Annotated in this window: 20 protein-coding genes; 2 read left to right on the forward strand and 18 right to left on the reverse strand. The window is 64.1% G+C overall.

The window, feature by feature from the left end:
- Positions 1-9 precede the first annotated feature (9 nt).
- The 9 genes from hfq to ndk form a co-directional block, all read right to left on the reverse strand.
- Entirely contained in the window at positions 10-246 is a 237-nt protein-coding gene (gene hfq / locus AWB72_RS25885; protein ID WP_006999489.1) for an RNA chaperone Hfq, read from the reverse strand.
- A gap of 149 nt (positions 247-395) precedes the next feature.
- Positions 396-1,736 (reverse strand): ribosome biogenesis GTPase Der, encoded by a 1,341-nt coding sequence (gene der, locus AWB72_RS25890; protein WP_040050131.1) that lies wholly within the window; start codon positions 1,734-1,736, stop codon positions 396-398.
- Positions 1,737-2,105: 369 nt separating this feature from the next.
- Positions 2,106-3,248, reverse strand: a complete 1,143-nt coding sequence (gene bamB, locus AWB72_RS25895; RefSeq protein WP_040050132.1) for an outer membrane protein assembly factor BamB — start codon at positions 3,246-3,248, stop codon at positions 2,106-2,108.
- Positions 3,249-3,386: 138 nt separating this feature from the next.
- On the reverse strand, positions 3,387-4,016 hold the full coding sequence (locus AWB72_RS25900) for a tetratricopeptide repeat protein (RefSeq protein WP_087128954.1): 630 nt from the start codon (positions 4,014-4,016) through the stop codon (positions 3,387-3,389).
- 111 nt (positions 4,017-4,127) lie between these two features.
- Positions 4,128-5,477: a histidine--tRNA ligase gene (gene hisS / locus AWB72_RS25905; protein WP_087128956.1), complete on the reverse strand. Its 1,350-nt coding sequence runs from the start codon at positions 5,475-5,477 to the stop codon at positions 4,128-4,130.
- Positions 5,478-5,483: 6 nt separating this feature from the next.
- On the reverse strand, positions 5,484-6,800 hold the full coding sequence (gene ispG / locus AWB72_RS25910; RefSeq protein ID WP_040050135.1) for a flavodoxin-dependent (E)-4-hydroxy-3-methylbut-2-enyl-diphosphate synthase: 1,317 nt from the start codon (positions 6,798-6,800) through the stop codon (positions 5,484-5,486).
- 149 nt (positions 6,801-6,949) lie between these two features.
- Positions 6,950-8,086, reverse strand: a complete 1,137-nt coding sequence (locus AWB72_RS25915; protein WP_040050136.1) for a helix-turn-helix domain-containing protein — start codon at positions 8,084-8,086, stop codon at positions 6,950-6,952.
- A gap of 188 nt (positions 8,087-8,274) precedes the next feature.
- Positions 8,275-9,417 carry a dual-specificity RNA methyltransferase RlmN gene (rlmN, locus tag AWB72_RS25920; protein WP_040050205.1) on the reverse strand — a complete coding sequence of 381 codons (1,143 nt, stop codon included), beginning with the start codon at positions 9,415-9,417 and terminating at the stop codon, positions 8,275-8,277.
- 173 nt (positions 9,418-9,590) lie between these two features.
- Complete coding sequence (ndk, locus tag AWB72_RS25925; protein WP_040050137.1) at positions 9,591-10,016, reverse strand: nucleoside-diphosphate kinase; 426 nt, start codon at positions 10,014-10,016, stop codon at positions 9,591-9,593.
- Positions 10,017-10,345: 329 nt separating this feature from the next.
- On the opposite strand from ndk, the gene AWB72_RS25930 reads away from it, so the two are divergent.
- Positions 10,346-11,044, forward strand: a complete 699-nt coding sequence (locus AWB72_RS25930; protein WP_040050138.1) for a Bax inhibitor-1/YccA family protein — start codon at positions 10,346-10,348, stop codon at positions 11,042-11,044.
- A 77-nt stretch (positions 11,045-11,121) separates the two neighbouring features.
- Here the strand turns inward: AWB72_RS25930 and rlmD are convergent, their stop codons facing one another.
- From rlmD to surE, 6 genes are read right to left on the reverse strand one after another with little or no spacing between them, the layout of a single operon-like run.
- Complete coding sequence (rlmD, locus tag AWB72_RS25935; protein WP_040050139.1) at positions 11,122-12,537, reverse strand: 23S rRNA (uracil(1939)-C(5))-methyltransferase RlmD; 1,416 nt, start codon at positions 12,535-12,537, stop codon at positions 11,122-11,124.
- A 59-nt stretch (positions 12,538-12,596) separates the two neighbouring features.
- Positions 12,597-13,373, reverse strand: coding sequence for a 3'-5' exonuclease (locus tag AWB72_RS25940; RefSeq protein ID WP_040050140.1), 777 nt, complete (start codon positions 13,371-13,373; stop codon positions 12,597-12,599).
- Positions 13,374-13,426: 53 nt separating this feature from the next.
- Positions 13,427-14,521: an RNA polymerase sigma factor RpoS gene (gene rpoS, locus AWB72_RS25945; protein ID WP_040050141.1), complete on the reverse strand. Its 1,095-nt coding sequence runs from the start codon at positions 14,519-14,521 to the stop codon at positions 13,427-13,429.
- An 11-nt stretch (positions 14,522-14,532) separates the two neighbouring features.
- Positions 14,533-15,474, reverse strand: a complete 942-nt coding sequence (locus AWB72_RS25950) for a peptidoglycan DD-metalloendopeptidase family protein (protein WP_040050142.1) — start codon at positions 15,472-15,474, stop codon at positions 14,533-14,535.
- A gap of 5 nt (positions 15,475-15,479) precedes the next feature.
- Entirely contained in the window at positions 15,480-16,517 is a 1,038-nt protein-coding gene (locus AWB72_RS25955; protein ID WP_040050206.1) for a protein-L-isoaspartate(D-aspartate) O-methyltransferase, read from the reverse strand.
- Complete coding sequence (gene surE, locus AWB72_RS25960; RefSeq protein WP_040050143.1) at positions 16,514-17,272, reverse strand: 5'/3'-nucleotidase SurE; 759 nt, start codon at positions 17,270-17,272, stop codon at positions 16,514-16,516. Before surE ends, AWB72_RS25955 begins: the two co-directional genes overlap by 4 nt.
- 103 nt (positions 17,273-17,375) lie before the next feature.
- Between surE and AWB72_RS25965 the strand changes: the two genes are divergently transcribed.
- Entirely contained in the window at positions 17,376-18,350 is a 975-nt protein-coding gene (locus AWB72_RS25965) for an NADPH:quinone oxidoreductase family protein (protein WP_040050144.1), read from the forward strand.
- A gap of 3 nt (positions 18,351-18,353) precedes the next feature.
- Here AWB72_RS25965 and AWB72_RS25970 read toward each other — a convergent pair whose 3' ends face one another.
- The 3 genes from AWB72_RS25970 to AWB72_RS25980 all read right to left on the reverse strand — a co-directional run bounded on the left by AWB72_RS25970 (position 18,354) and on the right by AWB72_RS25980 (position 21,146).
- The gene (locus AWB72_RS25970; RefSeq protein ID WP_040050207.1) at positions 18,354-19,304 is read right to left on the reverse strand and encodes a glycosyltransferase family 9 protein; all 951 of its coding nucleotides are present in this window, start codon (positions 19,302-19,304) and stop codon (positions 18,354-18,356) included.
- A 194-nt stretch (positions 19,305-19,498) separates the two neighbouring features.
- Positions 19,499-20,323, reverse strand: coding sequence for an ABC transporter permease (locus tag AWB72_RS25975; protein WP_040050145.1), 825 nt, complete (start codon positions 20,321-20,323; stop codon positions 19,499-19,501).
- Positions 20,313-21,146 carry an ABC transporter ATP-binding protein gene (locus AWB72_RS25980; RefSeq protein WP_040050146.1) on the reverse strand — a complete coding sequence of 278 codons (834 nt, stop codon included), beginning with the start codon at positions 21,144-21,146 and terminating at the stop codon, positions 20,313-20,315. The genes AWB72_RS25975 and AWB72_RS25980 overlap by 11 nt, the downstream gene beginning before the upstream one ends.

Below are 21,146 nucleotides of genomic sequence, written 5' to 3' on the forward strand. Positions count from 1 at the left end.
GCAACGAGGTTAGGACGATTCAGCGTCCGGGTGGAAATTCACCGGGCGGGCAGGCACGACCGTGGAAATGGCGTGCTTATAGACCATCTGGGTGACCGTATTTCGGAGCAACACGACGTACTGGTCGAACGATTCGATGTTCCCTTGAAGCTTGATGCCGTTGACCAAATAGATCGACACCGGCACATGCTCTTTACGCAGTGCGTTCAAAAACGGGTCTTGTAACAATTGCCCTTTGTTGCTCATAGCAAACTCCGTGTTTTTTTGCAGGTTAGAAGTATTGTGGACGAAGAAAAAGAGATCCGCCGACAATCGCTACACTATAGCCGATTTTCGTTTCCGCACCAGATCGGCCATCTGGCCAATCCGGCCGAAACGCTTGCTCCGCGCGGCTCTCAGTCCTTGTCCGCGTAAGGGTTCTTGCTCGAGCGGAACTCTATGCGCAATGGAGTGCCGGCCAGTCCGAAAGTTTCGCGGAAACGCCCTTCCAGATACCGTTTATAAGTATCGGTGATCGCATCCAGCGCATTGCCGTGCACGACGATGATCGGCGGATTCTGCCCGCCCTGATGCGCGTAGCGCAGTTTCGGCCGAACCGGCCCGCGACGGCGCGGCTGCTGAAACTCCACGGCCTCGATGAGCGCACGCGTGAGCTTCGGTGTCGGCAGCTTCGCCATCGCGGCGGCATAGGCGTCGTCGACCGATTTCATCAACGCGCCGATGCCCGTTTTCTCGAGCGCCGAGACGTAATGAAATTTAGCAAAGTCCAAAAACTTGAGCTTGCGCGTGAGATCGGCCTTGGTGCGCTCGCGCACATGCGAGTCCAGCCCGTCCCATTTGTTCACGCCGACAACGAGCGCGCGTCCCTGCTCCACCACGAAACCCGCGATATGCGCGTCCTGATCGGAGATGTCCTGCTGCGCGTCGAGCAGGAGAATCACGACGTTGGCATCCGAGATCGATTGCAGCGTCTTCACCACCGAAAACTTCTCGATGGCCTCGAACACCTTGCCGCGGCGTCGCAGGCCCGCCGTATCGATCAACGTGTATTTGCGGCCTTGCCGCTCAAAATCAACATAAATCGAATCGCGCGTGGTGCCCGGCATGTCGAACGCGATCACGCGTTCCTCGCCGATCAGCGTATTCACGAGCGTCGACTTGCCGACGTTCGGCCGTCCGACGATCGCGATCTTGACGCCGTGCTGCGCCTTCTCTTCTTCCGTTTCCTCCGGCTGATCGGCATAGGCGATGTCGAGCGCGTCGTTGATCATCTCGGTGACGCCGTCGCCGTGGGCCGCCGAAATCGCGCGCGGGTCGCCTAGGCCCAGCTCGTAGAAGTCCGACGCGACCGCCGTGTACTTCATCCCCTCGGCCTTGTTGACGACGAGGAAAAGCGGCCGCCCGGTCTTGCGCAGATAGTCGGCGATCGACTTGTCCTGCGGCGCGAGCCCGTTGCGTCCATCGACGATGAACACGACGATGTCCGCTTCCTCCACGGCCTGTCGCGTCTGGCGCGCCATTTCGTGCAGGATGCCGTCCTTCGCGACCGGCTCGAAGCCGCCCGTATCCACGACGAGATACGGACGCTCGCCGCCGACGCGTCCTTCGCCGTAATGGCGGTCGCGCGTGAGGCCGGGCAAGTCGGCGACGAGCGCATCGCGCGAACGCGTCAGCCGGTTGAAAAGAGTCGATTTCCCCACATTGGGGCGCCCGACGAGGGCAATCACGGGTTTCATCAGATGTTGTTCACAGTTGAACGCAAGGCGAAGTGCGAAACGTGCGGTGCAGCGTGTTCGCCGCATGCGCTGCGCAAAGACTGCGCTTGTCGAAAATTAGCATGGATTCGGCCTGCCGCTTCGCGGCTCACGCCGCTGTCAGGCCTTCGGCGCGATGCGCCGGTATTGCCGGTTGTTCTTTCCCACGGGCTGTTGTCGCGCGGCGTTGGCGCGCTTTCTTCTCGTGCCCTGTCTGGCGGCCCTGTCTTGTCGAGCGCGAAACGCGTGTCGCGCTCTCTTGTTGCAACGCTGCCCGGGCGGGCGGCGCCGTTCGCTGACGGCGCCTGTACTGCTCGCGCTCCGGCCCGCCGGGACGGAGCGCCGTGAAGCTTACTGCGGACGGAAGCCGTAAATCCCACCGTCGCGCGTCTGGACGACGAGCGTATTGCCCGCCAGCACCGGCGCGGCCGTGATTTCGCTGCCATCGGTCGGTGCGCGGCCGACGATCTCGCCGTTGTCCACGTTCAGGAAATGCACGAAGCCCTTGTAGTCGCCGACGACGACCGTGCGGCCCAGGATGAACGGCACGCTGACCTGACGGTTTTTCAGCTTGTCGTTCTTCCAGACGGGCGTGCCGTCCGACGCGCGGAAGGCGTTCATGACCGACCAGTCGTCGCCGGCTGCGACAATTTGCTCATCCTGCGCGAGACCGCTATCGCTCGAAAAATTCCGTTCCCAGACCGAACGTCCCGAGTTCGCGTCGAAGCAGCCGATCTTGCCCTGGAACGTCACCGCGCACGTCTGCGCGCCGACGAGGCCCGGCGCGCCGGTCACGTCGTTGATGCGCTCCACTTCGGTCACGCCCTTCGGATACGACACCGGCGCTTGCCAGAAGGCATCGCCCGTTTGCAGGTTGATCGCGGCGAAGTTGCCGCCGGGGAAGCCCGCGAGCACCGCCTGATTGCCGGCGAACGTCATGCCGGCAGCCACGCGCAGGTTCAGCGGAACGGCGCGCAACTGGAAGATCCACTTCTGCTCGCCCGTCTGCGCGCTGAACGCGATGACCTTGCCGTCGATGGTCCGCACGACCACGAGATCGTTGCCGACGAGCGGCGGCGAGATGATTTCGCCCGGCGCCGTGGCCGTCCACAGTTGCTTGCCGTCGGGCCCGAGCGCGTACACCGCGCCCTTGAGGCCGCCGACCGCCGTCAGATTGCCGTCGCTGCCGACGCCCGCCGACAGATCGTCCTTGAGCTTCGTGCGCCAGACTTCCTGGCCGGTCTTCGCGTCGATTTTCGCGACGCTGCCGTTCTCGCCCGCGGCGTAGACCGCGTCGCCCACGGCGACCGGCGCGAACAGGTAGCGCCCGGCCTTGCCGACGCTCGCCTTCCACGCCTGGTTGACGTTCAGCACCGGCTTGATGTCGACGAGCGGTGTCGGCACGCGGCGCTCATCCTTGGTCGATGCGCAGGCGGCCAGCAGGACGGTCATCGCACAGGCGAAAGGCACGGCGTAGCGTTTCAAATGAATCATCGGTGGACGGAATATGAATGGGTGAATTCGGTTGACCGGCGCAGCCGCGATTCGCTCGAAGGCGACGCGCGGCGCGGCGGCTTGATGGGCGACATTGCTTCGACGCTCGAACGACGCGCGGCCCGAAGCCGCGGGCGGTCAGCCGCCAAGCGCATCGAGCTTGAACTGGACCAGTTGCCGCGTGGCCGTGTCGTTCTTCGGCAAGGTGTCGAGCGCCGTCTTGTATGCGATGCGCGCATCGTCGCGCTTGCCTTGCGCCGCGAGCAAATCGCCGCGACGGTCGGCGATGACGCCCTTGAACGCTTCCAGCGGGGCATCGGCGAGCAGCTTCAGGCCGGCGTCGTAATTCTTCTCGTCGAGCAGCACGAGCGCCATGCGCAGCTTCGCGATCTGCTTGTACTCGTCGTCCTTCGCGTGGTCGATGGCCCACTGCAACTGCGCCTTCGCGCCGGCCGTGTCGCCTGCCGTGTACAGCGCCTTGGCCGCCGTCAGCGCCGACATCTGCGCGTAAGCCGTGCTGCCGAACTTGTCTTCCATGTCCGAGGCCACCCGCGCGACGAGCTTCTGATCGTTGCCGTTCGCGGCCTGCTGAAGCTGGTCGTAGAGCACCGAAGCCTCGGCCGCCTGATGGCGCTGCCAGTAGTTCCAGCCGTTGAAAGCGGCCGCGGCGATCAGCGCCACGAGCACGATCCACGTCGTGGTGTTACCCCATTTGGCCCACCAGGCCTTGACACTTTCCAGTGATTCTTGTTCGTCGTGGTAACTCATCGTCCAGCTATTCCTTCCTGCGTCTCATTGCCCATCATGCCGTGCGCGATGGCGGGATCGAACCGATCTCCACGATGCGCGTAGCCATTCGACCCGATCAATGCCTATCTTTTAGGCATCCTCGTCGTCGGCGGATGCAACCATCGCATTGATTAGGTATTCGGTCAAGTCTTCCGCCGGAACGTTCACTTGCGCGTTCTTTTGCCCATCGGCCGATTCGTCGCCGATACGGCGCAGCGGCTTCACGCCGATCGTTCCTTGCGCCAACTCGTCCTCGCCGAGCACGACCGCGAACGCCGCGCCGCTCGCATCCGCTTTCTTCATCTGCGACTTGAAGCTAGCGGGCGCGCCGTCCGGGCTGCAATGCAGAATGACGTCGAGGCCCGTGTCGCGCAGCCGTTCCGCGACGATGAACGCCTGCTCCGCCGCCTGTTCGCCCTGATGCACGACGTAGACATCCGTGCCTTCCGCTTCCGGCACCAGATCTTCTTCCTTCAGCAGTTCGAGAATGCGCTCGACGCCCATCGCCCAGCCGCATGCCGCCGTCGGCTTGCCGCCGAGTTGCTCGATCAGCGGATCGTAACGGCCGCCGCCCGCCACCGTGCCTTGCGCGCCGAGCTTGTCGGTGACCCACTCGAACACGGTCAGGTTGTAGTAGTCGAGGCCGCGTACGAGACGCGGATTGATGGTGAACGGAATGTTGTTCGCCTTGAGCAGCCGCTGCACGCCCTCGAAGTGCTTGCGCGATTCGTCGCCCAGGAAATCGACGAGCTTCGGCGCGTTCTGCGCGATTTCCTGCATCGCCGGATTCTTCGTGTCGAGCACGCGCAGCGGGTTCGTGTAGAGACGGCGCTTCGCTTCCTCGTCGAGCGCATCGACGTGTTTTTCGAGATACGCGATCAGTTCCTCGCGATGCGCCGCGCGCTCGTCCGCCTGACCGAGCGAATTCAGTTCGAGGCGGATGCCCGTCAGCCCGAGGTCGTCCCACAGGCGCTGGCACATCATGATGATTTCGGCGTCCGTGTCCGGACCTGCGAAACCGAGCGCCTCGACGCCGACCTGATGGAACTGCCGATACCGCCCGCGCTGCGGACGCTCGTGGCGGAACATCGGGCCGATGTACCACAGGCGCTTCGGGCCGTCGTACAGCAGATTGTGCTCGATGGTCGCGCGCACCACGGCCGCCGTGTTCTCCGGGCGCATGGTGAGATGCTCGCCGTTGAGCGCGTCGGTGAAGCTGTACATTTCCTTCTCGACGATATCGGTCACTTCACCGATTCCGCGCGTGAAAAGCTGCGTATGCTCCACGATCGGCGTGCGAATGTTCTGATAGCCGTATGCGCGCAGCATCGACTTGACGGTGCTTTCGAAGAAGTCCCACAACGCGGCATCCTGCGGGAGGATGTCGTTCATGCCCTTCACGCCGCTCAGCTTCGCGAGCCGTTTCTTCTGTTCAGTCATCTGTATTTATAGTGATGCCGCGGACGTCTCGACGCGCTGGCCGTAAGTGCGCTCGACGTAGTCGCTAACGATTTGCTGGAATTCCTCGGCGATGCGCTCGCCGCGCAGCGTCTTGACCTTCACGCCGTCGATGAACACGGGCGCGGCCGGATTCTCGCCCGAACCCGGCAGGCTGATGCCGATGTTCGCGTGCTTCGACTCGCCCGGCCCGTTGACGATGCAGCCCATCACCGCGACGTGCATCTTTTCGACGCCGGGGTACTGGTCGCGCCAGACGGGCATCGAATTGCGCAGATAGCTTTGAATCTGCGACGCCAGCTCCTGGAACAGCGTGCTCGTGGTGCGGCCGCAGCCGGGACACGCGATGACCATCGGCGTGAACGAGCGCAGGCCCATCGTCTGCAAAATTTCCTGGCCGACGACGACTTCGCCCGTGCGCGCGCCGCCCGGCTCGGGCGTCAGCGAAATACGGATGGTGTCGCCGATGCCTTCCTGCAGCAGCACGGAAAGCGCCGCCGTCGAAGCAACGATGCCCTTCGAGCCCATGCCGGCCTCGGTCAGCCCGAGATGCAGCGCAAAGCTGCAGCGCTTCGCCAGTTCGCGGTACACGGCGATCAGATCCTGCACGCCGCTCACCTTGCACGACAGAATGATCTTGTCGCGGCCCAGCCCGAGTTCGACAGCGCGTTCCGCCGAGCCGATCGCCGACTGGATCAGCGCTTCGTACATCACGCTTTGCAGTTCCCACGGCTGCGCGCGGGCGGCGTTTTCGTCCATCATGCGCGCGAGCAGGTCCTGGTCGAGACTGCCCCAGTTCACGCCAATGCGAACCGGCTTCTCGTACTTGATCGCGGCTTCGATCATCTGCGCGAATTGCGTGTCGCGCTTCGCGCCCTGACCCACGTTGCCCGGATTGATGCGGTACTTCGACAGCGTCTCGGCGCAAGCGGGATGGTCGCGCAGCAGCAAGTGGCCGTTGTAGTGGAAGTCGCCGACGAGCGGCACCGTCACGCCCATGCGGTCCAGTTGCTCGCGGATATGCGGCACGGCGGCCGCGGCTTCCGGCGTGTTCACCGTGATGCGCACCAGTTCGGAGCCCGCCTGCGCGAGTTCCTTGATCTGGATCGCGGTGCCGATGGCATCCGCGGTGTCGGTGTTGGTCATCGACTGGACGCGCACGGGCGCGTCGCCGCCGATCGTCACGAGCTGGCCGCCCCAGCGCACGTCGACCGCATGCGACGAACGGCGCGGCAACGGACCGCCGAAGACCGGCTCGGTCGAACAAATCTTGCTGCTGATCAGGGATTGAGCTTCGGATTGCATCGAAAAACCCTTTGGCAACCGGCGGCTGCGCTCGCAGCGACCGTCGCTTGTTTGAAACCTCAAACGGGCGGCACGGCTCGACCCGTGACGCCCCTCGTTTTCCCGCGCTGAACCGCCGACGCTAACTCTAGACCGCTCTCGTTGCCGTTTTAGGGCAACGACAGGCGCGCGACGTTTCCGCGTGCGGCGGAGTACTTCTTGGCATCGACAGGCTGATTGTCGATCGACAGCGATTCGACGCCCTTCGCGTTGCCGACGGTCACCTTGAACGGCGCCTCGCCCTGAACGCGCTGCGTGCTGCCTGCGCGGACCAGCCCGGAGAACACTTCCTTGCCGTCCTTGCCGCGCACGCTGAACCAGCTGTCTTCCTTCACCTTGAGTTCGATGGCATTCGCGCCCGTGCCCGTGCTGCCGACCGTCGCAGCCGGAGCGGCCGTGGCCGATGCCGCAGTCGCCGCCGCCGCAGTCTTGCCCGCCGATGCGGGAGCCGGAGCCGGCGCCGCCGGAGCCGCTGCCGAGGCGCTCGCGCCCTGCACCGCCGCGATCGTCGACGAGGACGCCGGCAGCGCGTTCGTGCCCAGCGGGCGCGGCATCGGCTGTTCGCCGGGCGCTGCCGCCACTTCAGGCAGCGATGCCTCGCCGGTATTGGCCGCGGCTGCTTCGTCCGGCGTCGCCGTTTGCGACGCGGCGGGCTTCTCGCTCGACGTCGCGGCGGAAGTCGCGCCGGCCTTCAGCCGCGCCAGCCACGCCGAAGAATCGCCGCCCGTATGCCACATGACGAGCGCAGCGAGCACGACGACCACCGCCGCCACGCCCCACAGCCACGACCGCTTGCGGCCCGAAGAGTTGCCGAGCGGCACCGACACGCGCCCACGCGGCAAACCCGCGCCGGACGACGCCGGCACCTTCAGATTGTGCTCGACCGGCACGCCGTCACGACGAAACGCCTGCGTGAACGGTGCCGGATCGGCGCCGAGAATCTTCGCGTAGCTGCGCACGATGCCCGCCGCGAACGTGCGGTCCGGCAAATGGCTGATGTCGCCTTCTTCGAGCGCGGCCAGCTTTTGCGGCGAAACCTTCAGGCGCGCCGATACATCGTCGATCGACCATGCCTTCGCCTGCCGAAGCTGCGCGAGACGCGCGCCCACTGCCGGCAGCGAGTCCAGGGGCCCCGCCTGGCGCTCGTCCGATGCCGCCCCGCCGACTCGCGTTCGGGCGTCGTGCTGATCGCCAGAAAGATCGCCGGTATGACTGCCGAAAGGCGTCGGGTGTTGCGGCTCACTCATCCCAAATTCCTCGTATCGAATCGCTATATAGCGCTGTTGCGCCGTGAAGTGCAAAAAGCACTGAACGATACAACTGCGGCGCTATGGCAGACCGCTTTATAACAAAATGTTCGGCTTTGCGCGCCCTGTGGAGCGCTGGCTTCATTCTTGTCTGCGTGCGTCCGGTGCGGCGACCTTATTCGATGCCGTCAGACCGCCCGCACCTCGATGACCTTGCTTCCCGCGCGGTTCGTGCGCTCTGCAAGCCGCGTGCGATCCTGCACCGCGCCCGCGAGCTGGCCGCACGCCGCGTCGATGTCGTCGCCGCGCGTCTTGCGCACGGTCGTGACGACGCCCGCATCGATCAAAATCTGCGCGAACCGCTTGATCTGCTCGTTCTTCGAGCGCGTCAGGCCCGACTCCGGGAACGGGTTGAACGGAATGAGGTTGAACTTGCACGGCACGTCGCGCGTGACGGCGAGCAGTTCGCGCGCATGCGCTTCCGTGTCATTGACGCCGTCCAGCATGCAGTATTCGAACGTGATGAAATCGCGCGGCGCGACCTTCAGGTAGCGCTGACACGCGGCCATCAACTCGCGTAGCGGGTACTTCTTGTTGAGCGGCACCAGCATGTCGCGCAACGGATCGTTCGGCGCGTGCAGGGACACCGCGAGCGCGACGGGCAAATCCGCCGCGAGCCGGTCCATCATCGGCACGACGCCGGACGTGGACAGCGTGACGCGCCGGCGCGACAGGCCGTAGGCGTTGTCGTCGAGCATCAGGCGCATGGCCGGCACGACGGCGTCGTAATTGAGCATCGGCTCGCCCATGCCCATCATCACGACGTTCGTGACGACGCGCTCGCCCTTGCCCGGCCCACCGACGTCGCGGCCGAGCGACTTGCGCAGCGCGAACTCCGCCATGCGCAGCTGGCCGATGATTTCCGCCGTCGTCAGATTGCGGGAGAAGCCTTGCTTGCCGGTGGAACAGAACCGGCAGTTGACCGCGCATCCCGCCTGCGACGACACGCACAGCGTGCCGCGTGTTTCTTCGGGGATGAACACGGTTTCGACCGCGTTGCCGTTGCCGACGTCGATCAGCCACTTGCGCGTGCCGTCGGAGGAAACGTGGTCGCGGATGATGTCGGGCATCGCCAGCGTGGCGCGGCCTTTGAGTTTTTCGCGCAGCGATTTCGCGAGATCCGTCATGCCGTCGAAGTCGTCGGCACCGAACTGGTGGATCCAGCGCTGCAATTGCTTGGCGCGAAACGGCTTTTCGCCGAGGCTGCCGCAATAGGCGACCAGCCCGGCGGCGTCGAGATCGAGAAGATTGACGGTGCTGCTGCTCGTCATGTCGAGTTCTGCCATTTCCAGATTGCGAAGCCCGGACCGGTTTGGCGATGTGCTCAAACCGTTGTCCGGGACCGTTCGCGCCAATTCCTGCTTTTTAACAACTATTTCTGCGTTCGGCGCGATTGACCGCGCCGTTGGTCCGGCGCGGCGACCAACGCATGTCTCAGGCGTGATTAACGCGAGTAGACGTTCATTCCCGGGAAGAAGAACGCGACTTCCTGCGCTGCCGTTTCCGCCGCGTCCGAGCCGTGCACGGCGTTCGCGTCGATGCTGTCCGCGAAGTCGGCGCGGATCGTGCCCTTATCCGCCTTCTTCGGATCGGTCGCGCCCATCAGGTCACGGTTCTTCAGGATGGCGTTTTCGCCTTCCAGCACTTGGATCATGACCGGACCCGAGATCATGAATTCCACGAGGTCCTTGAAGAACGGACGTGCAGCGTGCACAGCGTAGAACTTTTCCGCGTCTGCGCGCGAGAGGTGAACCATGCGCGACGCAATGATCTTCAGACCAGCGTTCTCGAAACGGCTGTAGATCTGGCCGATAACGTTCTTTGCCACTGCGTCCGGCTTGATAATCGACAGGGTGCGCTCGATCGCCATGAAAAACTCCAAAAAATGAACGGTTTACGGATTAAAACGAATCGACAATTGTAGCACGAAGCAAGGTATGATTGCGATTGAAACCTTACGGCATCGTAAGGATCAAACGGTGCGAGGACCGCCGTGGCAGACTGTGTCGAATTCGGCGGCGAGCCATTGAATTCGGCGCGCGCCGGGGTCATATTGGAGCAAAAGGCGGCGTGGCAATTAGAGGCGCCACATCACCGGCGCCGACGCGCTAAGAATGGCTTAAGTCGGCGACCGTATCATCCGCATGTGACGCATCTCGCCGTTGAACGAACGACAGACAATTGGAGCAAGGAGAAACCATGAACGAATCGCCCTACAGCTTTGGCCGTAACGGCAGTGTCACCTCGGTCGAGGTGCGCAACAAGGTGCTGCGCAATACTTACTGGCTGCTCGCGCTTTCCATGGTGCCGACGGTTCTCGGCGCCTGGGTCGGCGTGGCGACGGGATTCTCGCTGTTCGCCGCCACCAGCCCCGCGATGAGCTTCATCGCGTTTCTGGCCATCGCGTTCGGTTTCATGTTCGCGATCGAAAAGACGAAGGAAAGCGGCATGGGCGTAGTCGTCCTGCTCGGCTTCACCTTCTTCATGGGCCTGATGCTTTCGCGGCTGCTGAGCTTCATTCTCGGCTTCTCGAATGGGCCGCAGCTCATCATGATGGCGTTCGGCGGCACGGGCGTGATCTTCGCCGCGATGGCCACCATCGCCACGGTCAGCAAGCGTGACTTCTCGGGCCTCGGCAAGTGGCTGTTCATGGGCGTGCTGGTGATTCTGCTGGCCGCGTTCGCGAACATCTTCCTGCAACTGCCGGCATTGATGATGACGGTTTCCGTGCTCGCCATCGTGATCTTCTCGGCGTACATGCTGTTCGACGTGCAGCGCGTCGTGAACGGCGGCGAGACGAACTACATCAGCGCGACGCTCGCGATTTACCTCGATCTGTACAACGTGTTCACGAACCTGCTGGCGCTGCTCGGCATCTTCGGCGGCAACCGCAACTGATCGGGCGAACGCCTGTTGCAATGAAAAAACCGGCCTTCGGGCCGGTTTTTTTGCGTCTGCTGAAAACGGGCGATGCGTCAGTCGCGCTCGAACAGGGCGATCGATTCGACGTGCGACGTATGCGGGAACATGTTGACCACGCCCGCGCCCTTCATGCGATAACCCGCCTCGTGGACGAGCAGGCCTGCATCGCGCGCGAGCGTCGCCGGATTGCACGACACATAGACGATGCGCTTCGGCAGCGGTCCGTCGCCGCTTTGCGCGATATCCGCCAGCGCCTTCGATACCGCCAGCGCGCCCTCGCGCGGCGGATCGATCAGGAACTTGTCGAACGCGCCGAGCGCGCGGAAATCGTCGGCGGTGACTTCGAACAGATTGCGGCACGCGAACGACGTGTACCCGTCGACGCCGTTCGCCTTCGCGTTCTCGAGCGCGCGCGCCGTCAGCGCCTCGCTTCCCTCGATGCCGACGACCTCGCGTGACACGCGCGCGAGCGGCAGCGTGAAATTGCCGATACCGCAGAACAGGTCGAGCACGCGGTCCGACGGCTCCGGCGCGAGCAGGCTCAACGCACGCGCCACCAGCACGCGGTTGATCTGGTGATTGACCTGCGTGAAATCCGTCGGCTTGAACGGCATGCGAATATCGAATTCCGGCAGCGTGTACGCCAGTTCGCGGTCGAGCGGATAGAACGGATAAACCGTGTCAGGACCTTTCGGCTGCAGCCAGAACTGCACGTTGTGTTCGTCGGCGAAGATGCGGATCAGCGCTTCGTCGGCTTCCGTGAGCGGCTCGAGAATGCGCAGCACGAGCGCCGTCACGTCCGATCCCACCGCCAGTTCGATCTGCGGCATGCGATCGCGGATCGACAGCCCCGCCACCAGATGCCGCAGCGGCACGAGCATCGCGGAAACGTGCGGCGGCAGCACTTCGCAGCTCGTCATGTCGGCGACATAGCTGCTCTTGCGCTCGTGAAAGCCGACGAGCACGCCGCCCTTCTTCTCGACGTGCCGCACCGTCAGCCGCGCACGATAGCGATACCCCCACGACGGCCCGTGAATCGGACGGAACATGGTCTCGGCGCGCAGCTTCGCCAGATGCTGGAGATTGTCTTCGAGTACGCGCTGCTTGACGGCGATCTGCGCGCGCACGTCGAGATGCTGCATCGAACAGCCGCCGCAGGTGCCGAAGAACTGGCACTTCGGCTTCGCGCGGATCACGCTCTCGCGCAACACCTTGACGACTTGCGCCTGCTCGAAACTCGGCTTCTTGCGGTAGCTCGAATAGCTCACCCGTTCGCCGGGAAGCGCGCCTTCGACGAAGATCACTTTGCCCGGCTCGCCGTCCTCGTTGACCGTGCGGCCGACGCCGCGCGCTTCCATATCGAGCGACTCGATTTCGATTTCAGGCGCGACGAACGAGGGATCGGGCGTGACGGACTTCGCCGGCGCGGCACGGCGGCGATGCGGATTTTTTCGAGCGGCTTCAGACACCTGCGTACTTCCTGACTGACGTGATGGCAAATGCGAGATTGTAGACGAACGTCACGAAGTCATTGTCCGAACGCGGCGAGATACTCGGCCCAGTGCGGCGAGGCTTCCTGCGCGAGCGCGTTTTTCACGAAGTTGATTTCGTCCGTGTACTCGTCGGGCGTGAAACCGCCTCGCATCATCTGAAATCGGCAATACATCAGATACGTGTTGACGACATCGGTCTCGCAATAGTTGCGGATTTCGTCGATCTGGCCGTCGCAATACGCGTCCCACACCTTGCCGCCGTCCATGCCGAGCTTGCCGGGAAAGCCGCACAGCTTCGCGAGCGCATCGAGCGGTGCGTTCGCGCGCGCCTGATACATCGCGAGCACGTCCATCAGGTCGATGTGCCGCATGTGATAGCGGCTGATGTAGTTGTTGAACTTGAACTCGCGGTCGTCCTGACCCAGGTCCCAGTAGCGCGGCGCGGCGATGCCATGCACGAGCGCACGGTAATGCAGCACGGGCAGGTCGAAGCCGCCGCCGTTCCAGGACACGAGTTGCGGCGTGTACTTCTCGATCACGCGATAGAACGACTGAATGAGCGCCGCTTCGCCGTCGGTCGTCGTGCCGAGCGAGCGCACGCGAAAGCCGTTGTTGTCGCGGAACACGCACGAAATGGCCGCGACGCGCTGCAGATGATGCGGCAGGAAGTCGTTGCCGACACGCTCGCGGCGCGCGGCGAACGCGTGATCCGCGACTTCACGGTCGGAGAGGTCGTCGGGTAAATCTTCGAGACGGCGAATGCCGTCGACATCGGGGATCGTCTCGATGTCGAATACGAGAATCGGTGTCATTGAATCCTGCGAAATACGGCGATGCGACGCCCTCCCGGGCGCCGATCAAAGCGTTAAAGCACAGCGTCCTTGCGAACGCCGTTGGATGCGAAAAAGCGTTTCAGCCGAACGAGCGCCTCTTGCTGGATCTGACGCACGCGCTCGCGCGTGAGTCCCATTTCGTCGGCGAGTTCTTCGAGCGTCGCGGGCTCGATGTGATTGAGTCCGAAACGTCGTTCGATCACGTGACGATGCTTGTCCGACAGACGCGACAGCCACAGCCGCGTAAGTGATTCCAGTTCGCGATGCTGCACTTCGGCATCGGGCGACTGGCTCTGGTCGTCCGACAGCAGGTCGAGCAGGCTGCTGCCTGGATCGAGATCGAGCGGCGCGTCGAGCGACGCGGTGTGTTCGTTGAGCGCGAGGATGTCGGTGACTTCCTCCGGCGTCTTGCCCGTGAGATACGCAATGTCGTCGATGCTCGCGTCGCGGCGCTCGGGCGCGACGGCATCGCTCGAATTGGCGGAATTTTTTTCCAGATGGCGTTTCGCGCGCAGCACCTGATTCAGCTCGCGGATCACGTGCACCGGCAGCCGCACCGTGCGCGCCTGATTCATGATCGCGCGTTCGATACTCTGGCGAATCCACCACGTGGCATAGGTCGAAAAACGGAAACCGCGCGTCGGGTCGAATTTCTCGATGGCGTGCATGAGGCCGAGATTGCCCTCTTCGATCAGATCGAGCAGCGGCACGCCGCGATTCAGATATCCCTTCGCGATGCTGACGACCAGCCGCAGATTGCGCTCGATCATCACCTGCCGCGCCTCGAACTCGCCGGCCTTCGCGAGACGCGAATAGCGCTGCTCTTCCTCGACGGTAAGCAGCGGCTTCACGCTGATGCGGTTCAGGTAATGCTGAATGGTGTCGGCCGTGAGTTCGGCCTGCAGAAGCGAGCGGAAGTCGTCGGCGTCCGGGGCGGAATCGTTTGCGCTTTCGGCGCTTTGTTCGCCCTTGTCCCGGCTTCCGCCTTCTTCTTCGGAATCGACATCGACCTCGATGTTCTCGGCGTCGTCATCATGGGCCGAAGCGCCGTCTTCCGCCGACACTTGCAAAGGTCGGCTGATCGTCTCAGTCTCGGCTTGCGGCAGGCGGCGCTTCGTTTTCGGCATGATGGCTCGCTTTATTGCGGCGGCAAATACTTCAGTGGGTCAACAGGTTTACCCTGCCGGCGAACTTCGAAATGCAACATCACACGGTCCGAATCGCTGTTGCCCATCTCAGCGATCTTCTGCCCTTTAGTCACCGCGTCTCCTTCTTTTACCATCAAAGCGCGGTTATGTGCATATGCCGTGAGAAAAGTAGCGTCGTGCTTGATGATAATGAGATTGCCGTAGCCGCGCAGCCCATTTCCGGAGTAGACGACGCGTCCATCCGCCGAAGCGTTGACCGCGTCTCCCGCCGCACCGCCGATATTCAAGCCCTTGTTCTTCGCTTCGTCGAACGTACCAATGATCGGACCGCGCGCCGGCCAGATGAACGCCGGCTGCGTGGCCGCGGCCGCACTGTTGTCGACGCCCGGCACGCTGGCCGCTGCGCCCGGCGCCGCGCCCATGCCCGAACTCGGACCGTAGTACGGCGGCTGTGCCGCGGCACCCGGCGTTGCGCCGGCCGTCACGCCCGGCTGCTGCGCGCCGCCGAGCGGCTGCGACTGCACCGCGCCGCCGCCGATCGGAGCCGTCGCCACGCCAGGCGTCGCGGCGGCGAGGTTCGCCCCCGGAGGCGCGACGCGCACGAGCTGGCCCACTTCGATCTGATTCGGGTTGGTCAGGTTATTCCACGCGGCGATGTCGTGATAATTCTGACCGTTTTCCAGTGCGATCCGATATAGGGTGTCGCCCGGTTTCACGCGGTAATAGCCGGGCGGCGGCGGAACGTTTGCGGCGGCGGCGGCCTGGGCCGCATCGGTGGGAATGGGTGCGCCCGTTCTGTCGACCACCGGCGCCATGTCCATGCGCGTCGAACAGGCGGCCAGCACGGAGAGCGCCAGCACGCAGACGCCGCGCTGCGCCGCCGTCAGGCGAACGTCCGCGCTCCCTTCTCGCAAAGCACGCAAGATACTCATCGGTGTCAAATCACTCCGGATTTTAAAGGTACAAAGAAAACACGATCCAGCTGCGACTCCCGCCACTGCGTCGCCGAAACGCGCGTGACGAGCGTCAGCACTTGCGACTGCGCAGCCTGCGATCCGACCGGCGCGACGAGCTTGCCGCCGACCGCCAGTTGATCGAGCAAGGCCTGCGGCACGTCGAGGCCCGCGCATGCGATCACGATCGCATCGAACGGCGCCGCCGCCGGCAGACCGAGACGGCCGTCGCCATAGTGCAGCCGGATGTTCGGCACGCGCAGCGGCCGAAGATTGAGCTTCGCGCGTTCGGACAACGGCCGAACGCGTTCGATGGAATACACCTCTTTCGCGACCTGCGACAGCACCGCCGCCTGATAGCCGCAGCCGGTGCCGATCTCCAGCACCTTCTCGAGCGTGCGCCCCGCCGCGACGAGTTCGATCATGCGCGCGACGACCGACGGCTTCGAGATGGTCTGGTGATGACCGATCGGCAGCGCGGCGTCCTCGTAAGCCTGAGCGGCGAGCCCCGGATCGACGAACATGTGGCGCGGAACGACCGACATGGCGTTCAGCACGCGCGGATCGGTGATGCCGTTCGCGCGCAGCCGTTCGACCATGCGCTCGCGCACCCGTTCCGACGTCAGCGTCTGCGTGCTCGTCAGCGCGACGTTGGGCGCACCTTTGCGGGTCACGCCGTTCGCGCTGCCATTGGCGGCATCGCGCTCGACGGTGCGCTGCGCGGTGCGCAGTGCGCTCGTGCGCGGATGCGGCGCCTGCGCGGGACTGCGTACGGTAGCGGGAACCGGTTTCGCGATGCCGGGCGTCGCCTTCGATGCAAAAGCCGGCGCAGATGCAGACGAAGGCGCAGTCGCCCCGCTCTTCTGCGCAACGGCCGCCGACCGCAACCCGCCCGGCTTGCCCGACGATGCCCCCGCCGCCGGCTTCACGCGCGACGCATCGGCGCGGCCGGCGGGCTTGCGCGGCTCGCGTACCAGATCCGCGAGCGCCAGCGGGAAGCGCTTGGCGCGCTCGTCGGTCATGAGCGGCGGCTCCCGGCGCGCGCCCATTCGCGCGTCTCGGCCATGAGCCTCGTGTGCGTCAGGTCGAGCTGAAGCGGCGTGATGGAGACGAAGCCGTTCGCCACGGCGTGGAAGTCGGTGCCTTCGCTGGCGTCGAGCGCATCGCCCGAGGGGCCGATCCAATAAATCGGATTGCCGCGCGGATCGGTCTGGCGGATGACAGGCTGCGAAGGATGGCGCTTGCCGAGACGCGTCACGCGCCATTCGCCGAGCTGGTCGTACGGCAAGCTGGGAATATTGACGTTCAGCAACGGATGGCCGGGCATCGGATGATCGAGGAAATGCGCGACCATTTCCGCCGCCACGCGCGCCGCATCTTCGAGATGCAGCCAGTCGCGTCCGACCAGCGAAAACGCGATGGCCGGAATGCCGAACATGAAGCCTTCGGTGGCGGCGGCGACGGTGCCGGAATACAGCGTGTCCTCGCCGACGTTCTGCCCGTTGTTGATGCCCGACACGACGAGATCCGGCTGCTCGTCGAGCATGCCCGTGAGCGCGATATGCACGGAATCGGTCGGCGTGCCGTTCACGAAATTGAAACCGTTGGCCGCGCGATGAATGCTCAACGGCCGCGACAGCGTGAGCGAGTTCGACGAGCCGCTGCAGTTCTGCTCCGGCGCCATCACGGTCACTTCGCCGAGCGGCTGCAAGGCGTCGTGCAGCACGTTGATGCCGCGCGCCAGATAACCGTCGTCGTTGCTGAGTAGGATTCGCATCCGACGATTGTAACCGAGGAAACATGGCGCGCGGACGACTCACCCGGCTCGTCCGAAGCACTCACTGTGTCATAAACTGCGTGTTCAAAACGAAGGAGACGCTATGCGCGCCGTTCGCTGCAATCAGCATGGATTACCCAGCACGCTGACCATCGAGACGCTGCCCGATCTGCATGCCGAAGCGGGCGAAGTGATCATCGACGTCAAGGCAGCGAGCGTCAATTTTCCGGACGTGCTGATCATTCAGAACAAGTATCAGTTCAAGCCGCCGCTGCCCTTCACGCCGGGCGCGGAGCTGGCGGGCGTCGTGCGCGAAGCCGGCGCGGGCGTCACGCGCTTTCGGCCCGGCATGCGCGTCGCCGCGTACACGGCGCAAGGCGCGTTCGCCGAACAGGTGCGCGCGAACGAGAGCGCGTGCATCGCGCTGCCGGATGACGTCGATCTCGCCGATGCCGCCGCGTTCACCATCGCGTATGGCACGTCGTACCACGCGCTCGTCGATCGCGGCGCGCTCAAGGCCGGCGACACGCTGCTCGTGCTCGGCGCGGCGGGCGGCGTCGGCCTCGCGGCGGTGCAGATCGGCAAGATTGTCGGCGCGCGCGTGATCGCGGCGGCGTCGAGCGCGGAGAAGCTCGCGTTCTGCAAGGAGCACGGCGCGGACGATGTCATCGACTACGCGAATGAAGACTTGCGCGAGCGCATCAAGGCGCTGACGGGCGGCGAAGGCCCGGATGTCGTATTCGATCCCGTCGGCGGCGGCTATGCAGAGCCGGCCTTTCGCGGCATCGGCTGGCGCGGGCGCTATCTCGTCGTCGGATTCGCGAATGGGGAAATTCCGAAGCTGCCGTTGAATCTCGCGCTGCTGAAAGGCGCGAGCATCGTCGGCGTGTTCTGGGGCGATCACATGCGCCGTGAACCGCAGCTTGCCGACAAGGACTTCGCCACGATGGTCGACTGGATCAAGGCAGGCAAGCTGCGCCCCGTCGTGACGAAACGCTATGCGCTCGATGAAACGCCGCAAGCGCTCGACGACATGATGAACCGTCGCGTGGCCGGGAAGATCGTGATCGAAATGTGAGGGTCAGGCGTCGGGAAGTATCGTGGCCTGCGCCGTATCCACGTCGCGCCGCGCGGCCGGTCTCGCCTGATGTGCTTCGCGGGCGCTCGCGCCCTGCAAGGCGTTGAAGGCGGACATCACGCGACGCACGGTCAAAAGCCGCTTCCAGAGCCGTTCTCTGAGCGCAGCGGACGGCACCAGCGCGGGCGGCAGCACCACGGCGCCCGGTCCCCAGCCCGGCCGCCACGACCGTGCGAGGCCGCGGCGCATGAAGAGCGTGAGCGTCGGCACGCCGAGCGACGACGCCAGATGCCCCAATCCTGAATCGTTGCCGATGAACCAGCTCGATTCGGCGATCCACGTCGCGACATCGCCAAGACGCGGCAGCGCGTTGACTTCGTGCCCTTCGCGCGCGACATCGTCCCAGCCGCTCATTTCGGACGGCGAAACCAAAAAGCTGGGCAAGAGTTGACGACGCATCAGCGCGCGCGACAGCGCGAGGAACTTGTCGCGTTCCCACATCTTTTCAGGATGGCTGCCGGTCGGATGAATGGCGACGCGATTCGCGAACCGGCCGCGCATGACGCCGGCCGGCACGACGAGCCCGTTCGAGCGCGTCACGTCGCGAAGCTGCAGCACATGCGTCGCGACATCGACGATGCGCTCCACCATGTGCTTGCTGCCGCTGTATTCGGGAAAACGGTCGAGACTGAGCGTGCGGCCCGAGCGGCTGAGCGCCGCGGCGTAGTCGGTCTTCCAGAGTTCGATCACGGTGTCGAAGGCGCCCGTGTGGCCTTCCGGTTTGCGCACGTCCACGCCGGGAAGCCAGTCCGCGAGATGTTCCGCCACCCAGCCGAACACGACCGGCCGATAACCGTTGCGGATGAGATTGTTGACGAGCACGAGCCCGATCAGGCTATCTCCGATTGGCGGCGGCAACGCCACTGCCACCGCACTGCTGGTTTCCAATCTCATTCTCGTCTTGCGCAATCGCATGAAAAGGCGCCGTGCCGGCGATGCAAGCTCGCACAGAAGCAGGAGCCAGACGGGGCCGTGCGTCACGACCCCGAACACGGAAAGTCGAGCGGCATATTACAGCAATGCGCGAAGGCTCGCCGGCCGGCCGGCGCTTCGTTGCCAAAAACGACATTGCGCCCGGCGCGAGACGCTTACAGCTTCTCCGTCTCGCCGCTTTTCGGCTGCCACTTCATCAGCCGCCTTTCGACCAGCGCGACGAGTCCATCGAGGACGAGCGCGAACGCCGTCAAGACGAGAATGCCGGCGAACACCGTGTTGATATCGAAGGTGCCTTCGGCCTGGAGAATCAGATAGCCGACGCCGCGCGCCGATCCGAGATACTCGCCCACTACCGAGCCCACGAACGCAAGCCCGACCGACGTATGCAGGCTCGAAAAAACCCAGCTCGTCGCGCTCGGCAGATACACGTAACGCAACAACTGCTTGCGGTTCGCGCCGAGCATGCGCGCGTTGGCGAGCACGACCGGGCTCACTTCCTTCACGCCCTGAAAGACGTTGAAGAACACGATGAAAAACACGAGCGTCACGCCGAGCGCGACCTTCGACCAGATGCCGAGCCCGAACCACACCGCGAAGATCGGCGCGAGAATCACGCGCGGCATCGAGTTGGCGGCCTTAATGTACGGATCGAGCAGCGCGCTCATCGTCGGGGCGAGCGCGAGCCAGAGCCCGACTCCGAGACCGAACACCGTGCCGATGACGAACGCCAGCACCGTTTCGATCAGCGTCACCCACAAGTGGATGTAAATCTCGCCGCCCGTGAACCATTCCCAGATGCGCACGAGCACCTTCTGCGGCTCGCCGAAGAAGAAGGCGGCCTTGTTCGCATCGTCGAAATAGAAAGGCGGCAGGAGCGTCGGACTGGTGAGCACGTACCACAGGAAAAAGCATGCGACGAGCAGCAACCACTGCCACGCCGTCAGATTCGTTCGATTCGGGCGCAGCCTATTCCACATGATCGTTTTGCCTCAACTGCTGCTGATAACCCTTGAGCACTTCCTCGCGCAGCACGCCCCAGATCTGCGCATGCAATTCCACGAAACGCGGATGCGAGCGAATCTCGGCGACATCGCGCGGACGCGGCAAGTCGATCGTGAACTCGCCGATCGGATGCGTCCCCGGTCCCGCCGACAGCACGACGACGCGATCGGACATCGAAATGGCCTCGTCGAGATCGTGCGTGATGAAAAGCACCGCCTTGCGCTTCGCGGCCCACAGATCGAGCAACTCGTTCTCCATGAGCTGGCGCGTCTGAATGTCGAGCGCGGAGAACGGCTCGTCCATCAGGATGATGTCGGGATCGAGAATCAGCGTCTGCGCCATCGCGACGCGCTTTCGCATGCCGCCCGACAGTTGATGCGGATAGCGGTCGCCGAAGCCGCCCAAGCCCACGCGCTTGAGCCATTCCTCGCCGCGCGCATGGGCTTCGGCCTGAGGCACGCCCTGGAACACGAGGCCCGCGGTCACGTTGTCGAGCGCGGAGCGCCAGGGCATCAGGGCGTCGGCCTGAAACATGTAGCCCGCGCGCCGGTTGATGCCCTTCAGCGGCTCGCCGAACACGCTCACCGAGCCCGACGAAGGCTGCAACAATCCCGCCGATACGTTCAGCAGCGTGGACTTGCCGCATCCCGTCGGGCCGACGACGGACACGAACTCGCCCGGCGCGATGACGAGATTCGTATCCCGGACGGCTGTGTAGCGGTCCTTGCGGCTCTCCCGCGAGGCGAACGTGCAGGTCACATCTTGTAGCGCGAGCGCGTGAGTCGACGGTGAATTCAT

It is taken from the genome of Caballeronia concitans (assembly GCF_001544615.1).
Classification (GTDB): Bacteria; Pseudomonadota; Gammaproteobacteria; order Burkholderiales; family Burkholderiaceae; genus Caballeronia; species Caballeronia concitans.

What these genes read in the sequence shown, in the direction of transcription:
- ispG (WP_040050135.1), bottom strand. Translation starts at nt 6,800, where the DNA reads ATGCAATCCGAAGCTCAATCCCTGATCAGCAGCAAGATTTGTTCGACC.
- AWB72_RS25940 (WP_040050140.1), bottom strand. Translation starts at nt 13,373, where the DNA reads ATGACACCGATTCTCGTATTCGACATCGAGACGATCCCCGATGTCGAC.
- hisS (WP_087128956.1), bottom strand. Translation starts at nt 5,477, where the DNA reads ATGACTGAACAGAAGAAACGGCTCGCGAAGCTGAGCGGCGTGAAGGGC.
- AWB72_RS25930 (WP_040050138.1), top strand. Translation starts at nt 10,346, where the DNA reads ATGAACGAATCGCCCTACAGCTTTGGCCGTAACGGCAGTGTCACCTCG.
- AWB72_RS25965 (WP_040050144.1), top strand. Translation starts at nt 17,376, where the DNA reads ATGCGCGCCGTTCGCTGCAATCAGCATGGATTACCCAGCACGCTGACC.
- AWB72_RS25950 (WP_040050142.1), bottom strand. Translation starts at nt 15,474, where the DNA reads ATGAGTATCTTGCGTGCTTTGCGAGAAGGGAGCGCGGACGTTCGCCTG.
- AWB72_RS25975 (WP_040050145.1), bottom strand. Translation starts at nt 20,323, where the DNA reads ATGTGGAATAGGCTGCGCCCGAATCGAACGAATCTGACGGCGTGGCAG.
- rpoS (WP_040050141.1), bottom strand. Translation starts at nt 14,521, where the DNA reads ATGCCGAAAACGAAGCGCCGCCTGCCGCAAGCCGAGACTGAGACGATC.
- rlmN (WP_040050205.1), bottom strand. Translation starts at nt 9,417, where the DNA reads ATGACGAGCAGCAGCACCGTCAATCTTCTCGATCTCGACGCCGCCGGG.
- AWB72_RS25900 (WP_087128954.1), bottom strand. Translation starts at nt 4,016, where the DNA reads ATGAGTTACCACGACGAACAAGAATCACTGGAAAGTGTCAAGGCCTGG.
- AWB72_RS25980 (WP_040050146.1), bottom strand. Translation starts at nt 21,146, where the DNA reads ATGAATTCACCGTCGACTCACGCGCTCGCGCTACAAGATGTGACCTGC.
- ndk (WP_040050137.1), bottom strand. Translation starts at nt 10,016, where the DNA reads ATGGCGATCGAGCGCACCCTGTCGATTATCAAGCCGGACGCAGTGGCA.
- AWB72_RS25915 (WP_040050136.1), bottom strand. Translation starts at nt 8,086, where the DNA reads ATGAGTGAGCCGCAACACCCGACGCCTTTCGGCAGTCATACCGGCGAT.
- AWB72_RS25970 (WP_040050207.1), bottom strand. Translation starts at nt 19,304, where the DNA reads ATGAGATTGGAAACCAGCAGTGCGGTGGCAGTGGCGTTGCCGCCGCCA.
- der (WP_040050131.1), bottom strand. Translation starts at nt 1,736, where the DNA reads ATGAAACCCGTGATTGCCCTCGTCGGGCGCCCCAATGTGGGGAAATCG.
- hfq (WP_006999489.1), bottom strand. Translation starts at nt 246, where the DNA reads ATGAGCAACAAAGGGCAATTGTTACAAGACCCGTTTTTGAACGCACTG.
- AWB72_RS25955 (WP_040050206.1), bottom strand. Translation starts at nt 16,517, where the DNA reads ATGACCGACGAGCGCGCCAAGCGCTTCCCGCTGGCGCTCGCGGATCTG.
- bamB (WP_040050132.1), bottom strand. Translation starts at nt 3,248, where the DNA reads ATGATTCATTTGAAACGCTACGCCGTGCCTTTCGCCTGTGCGATGACC.
- surE (WP_040050143.1), bottom strand. Translation starts at nt 17,272, where the DNA reads ATGCGAATCCTACTCAGCAACGACGACGGTTATCTGGCGCGCGGCATC.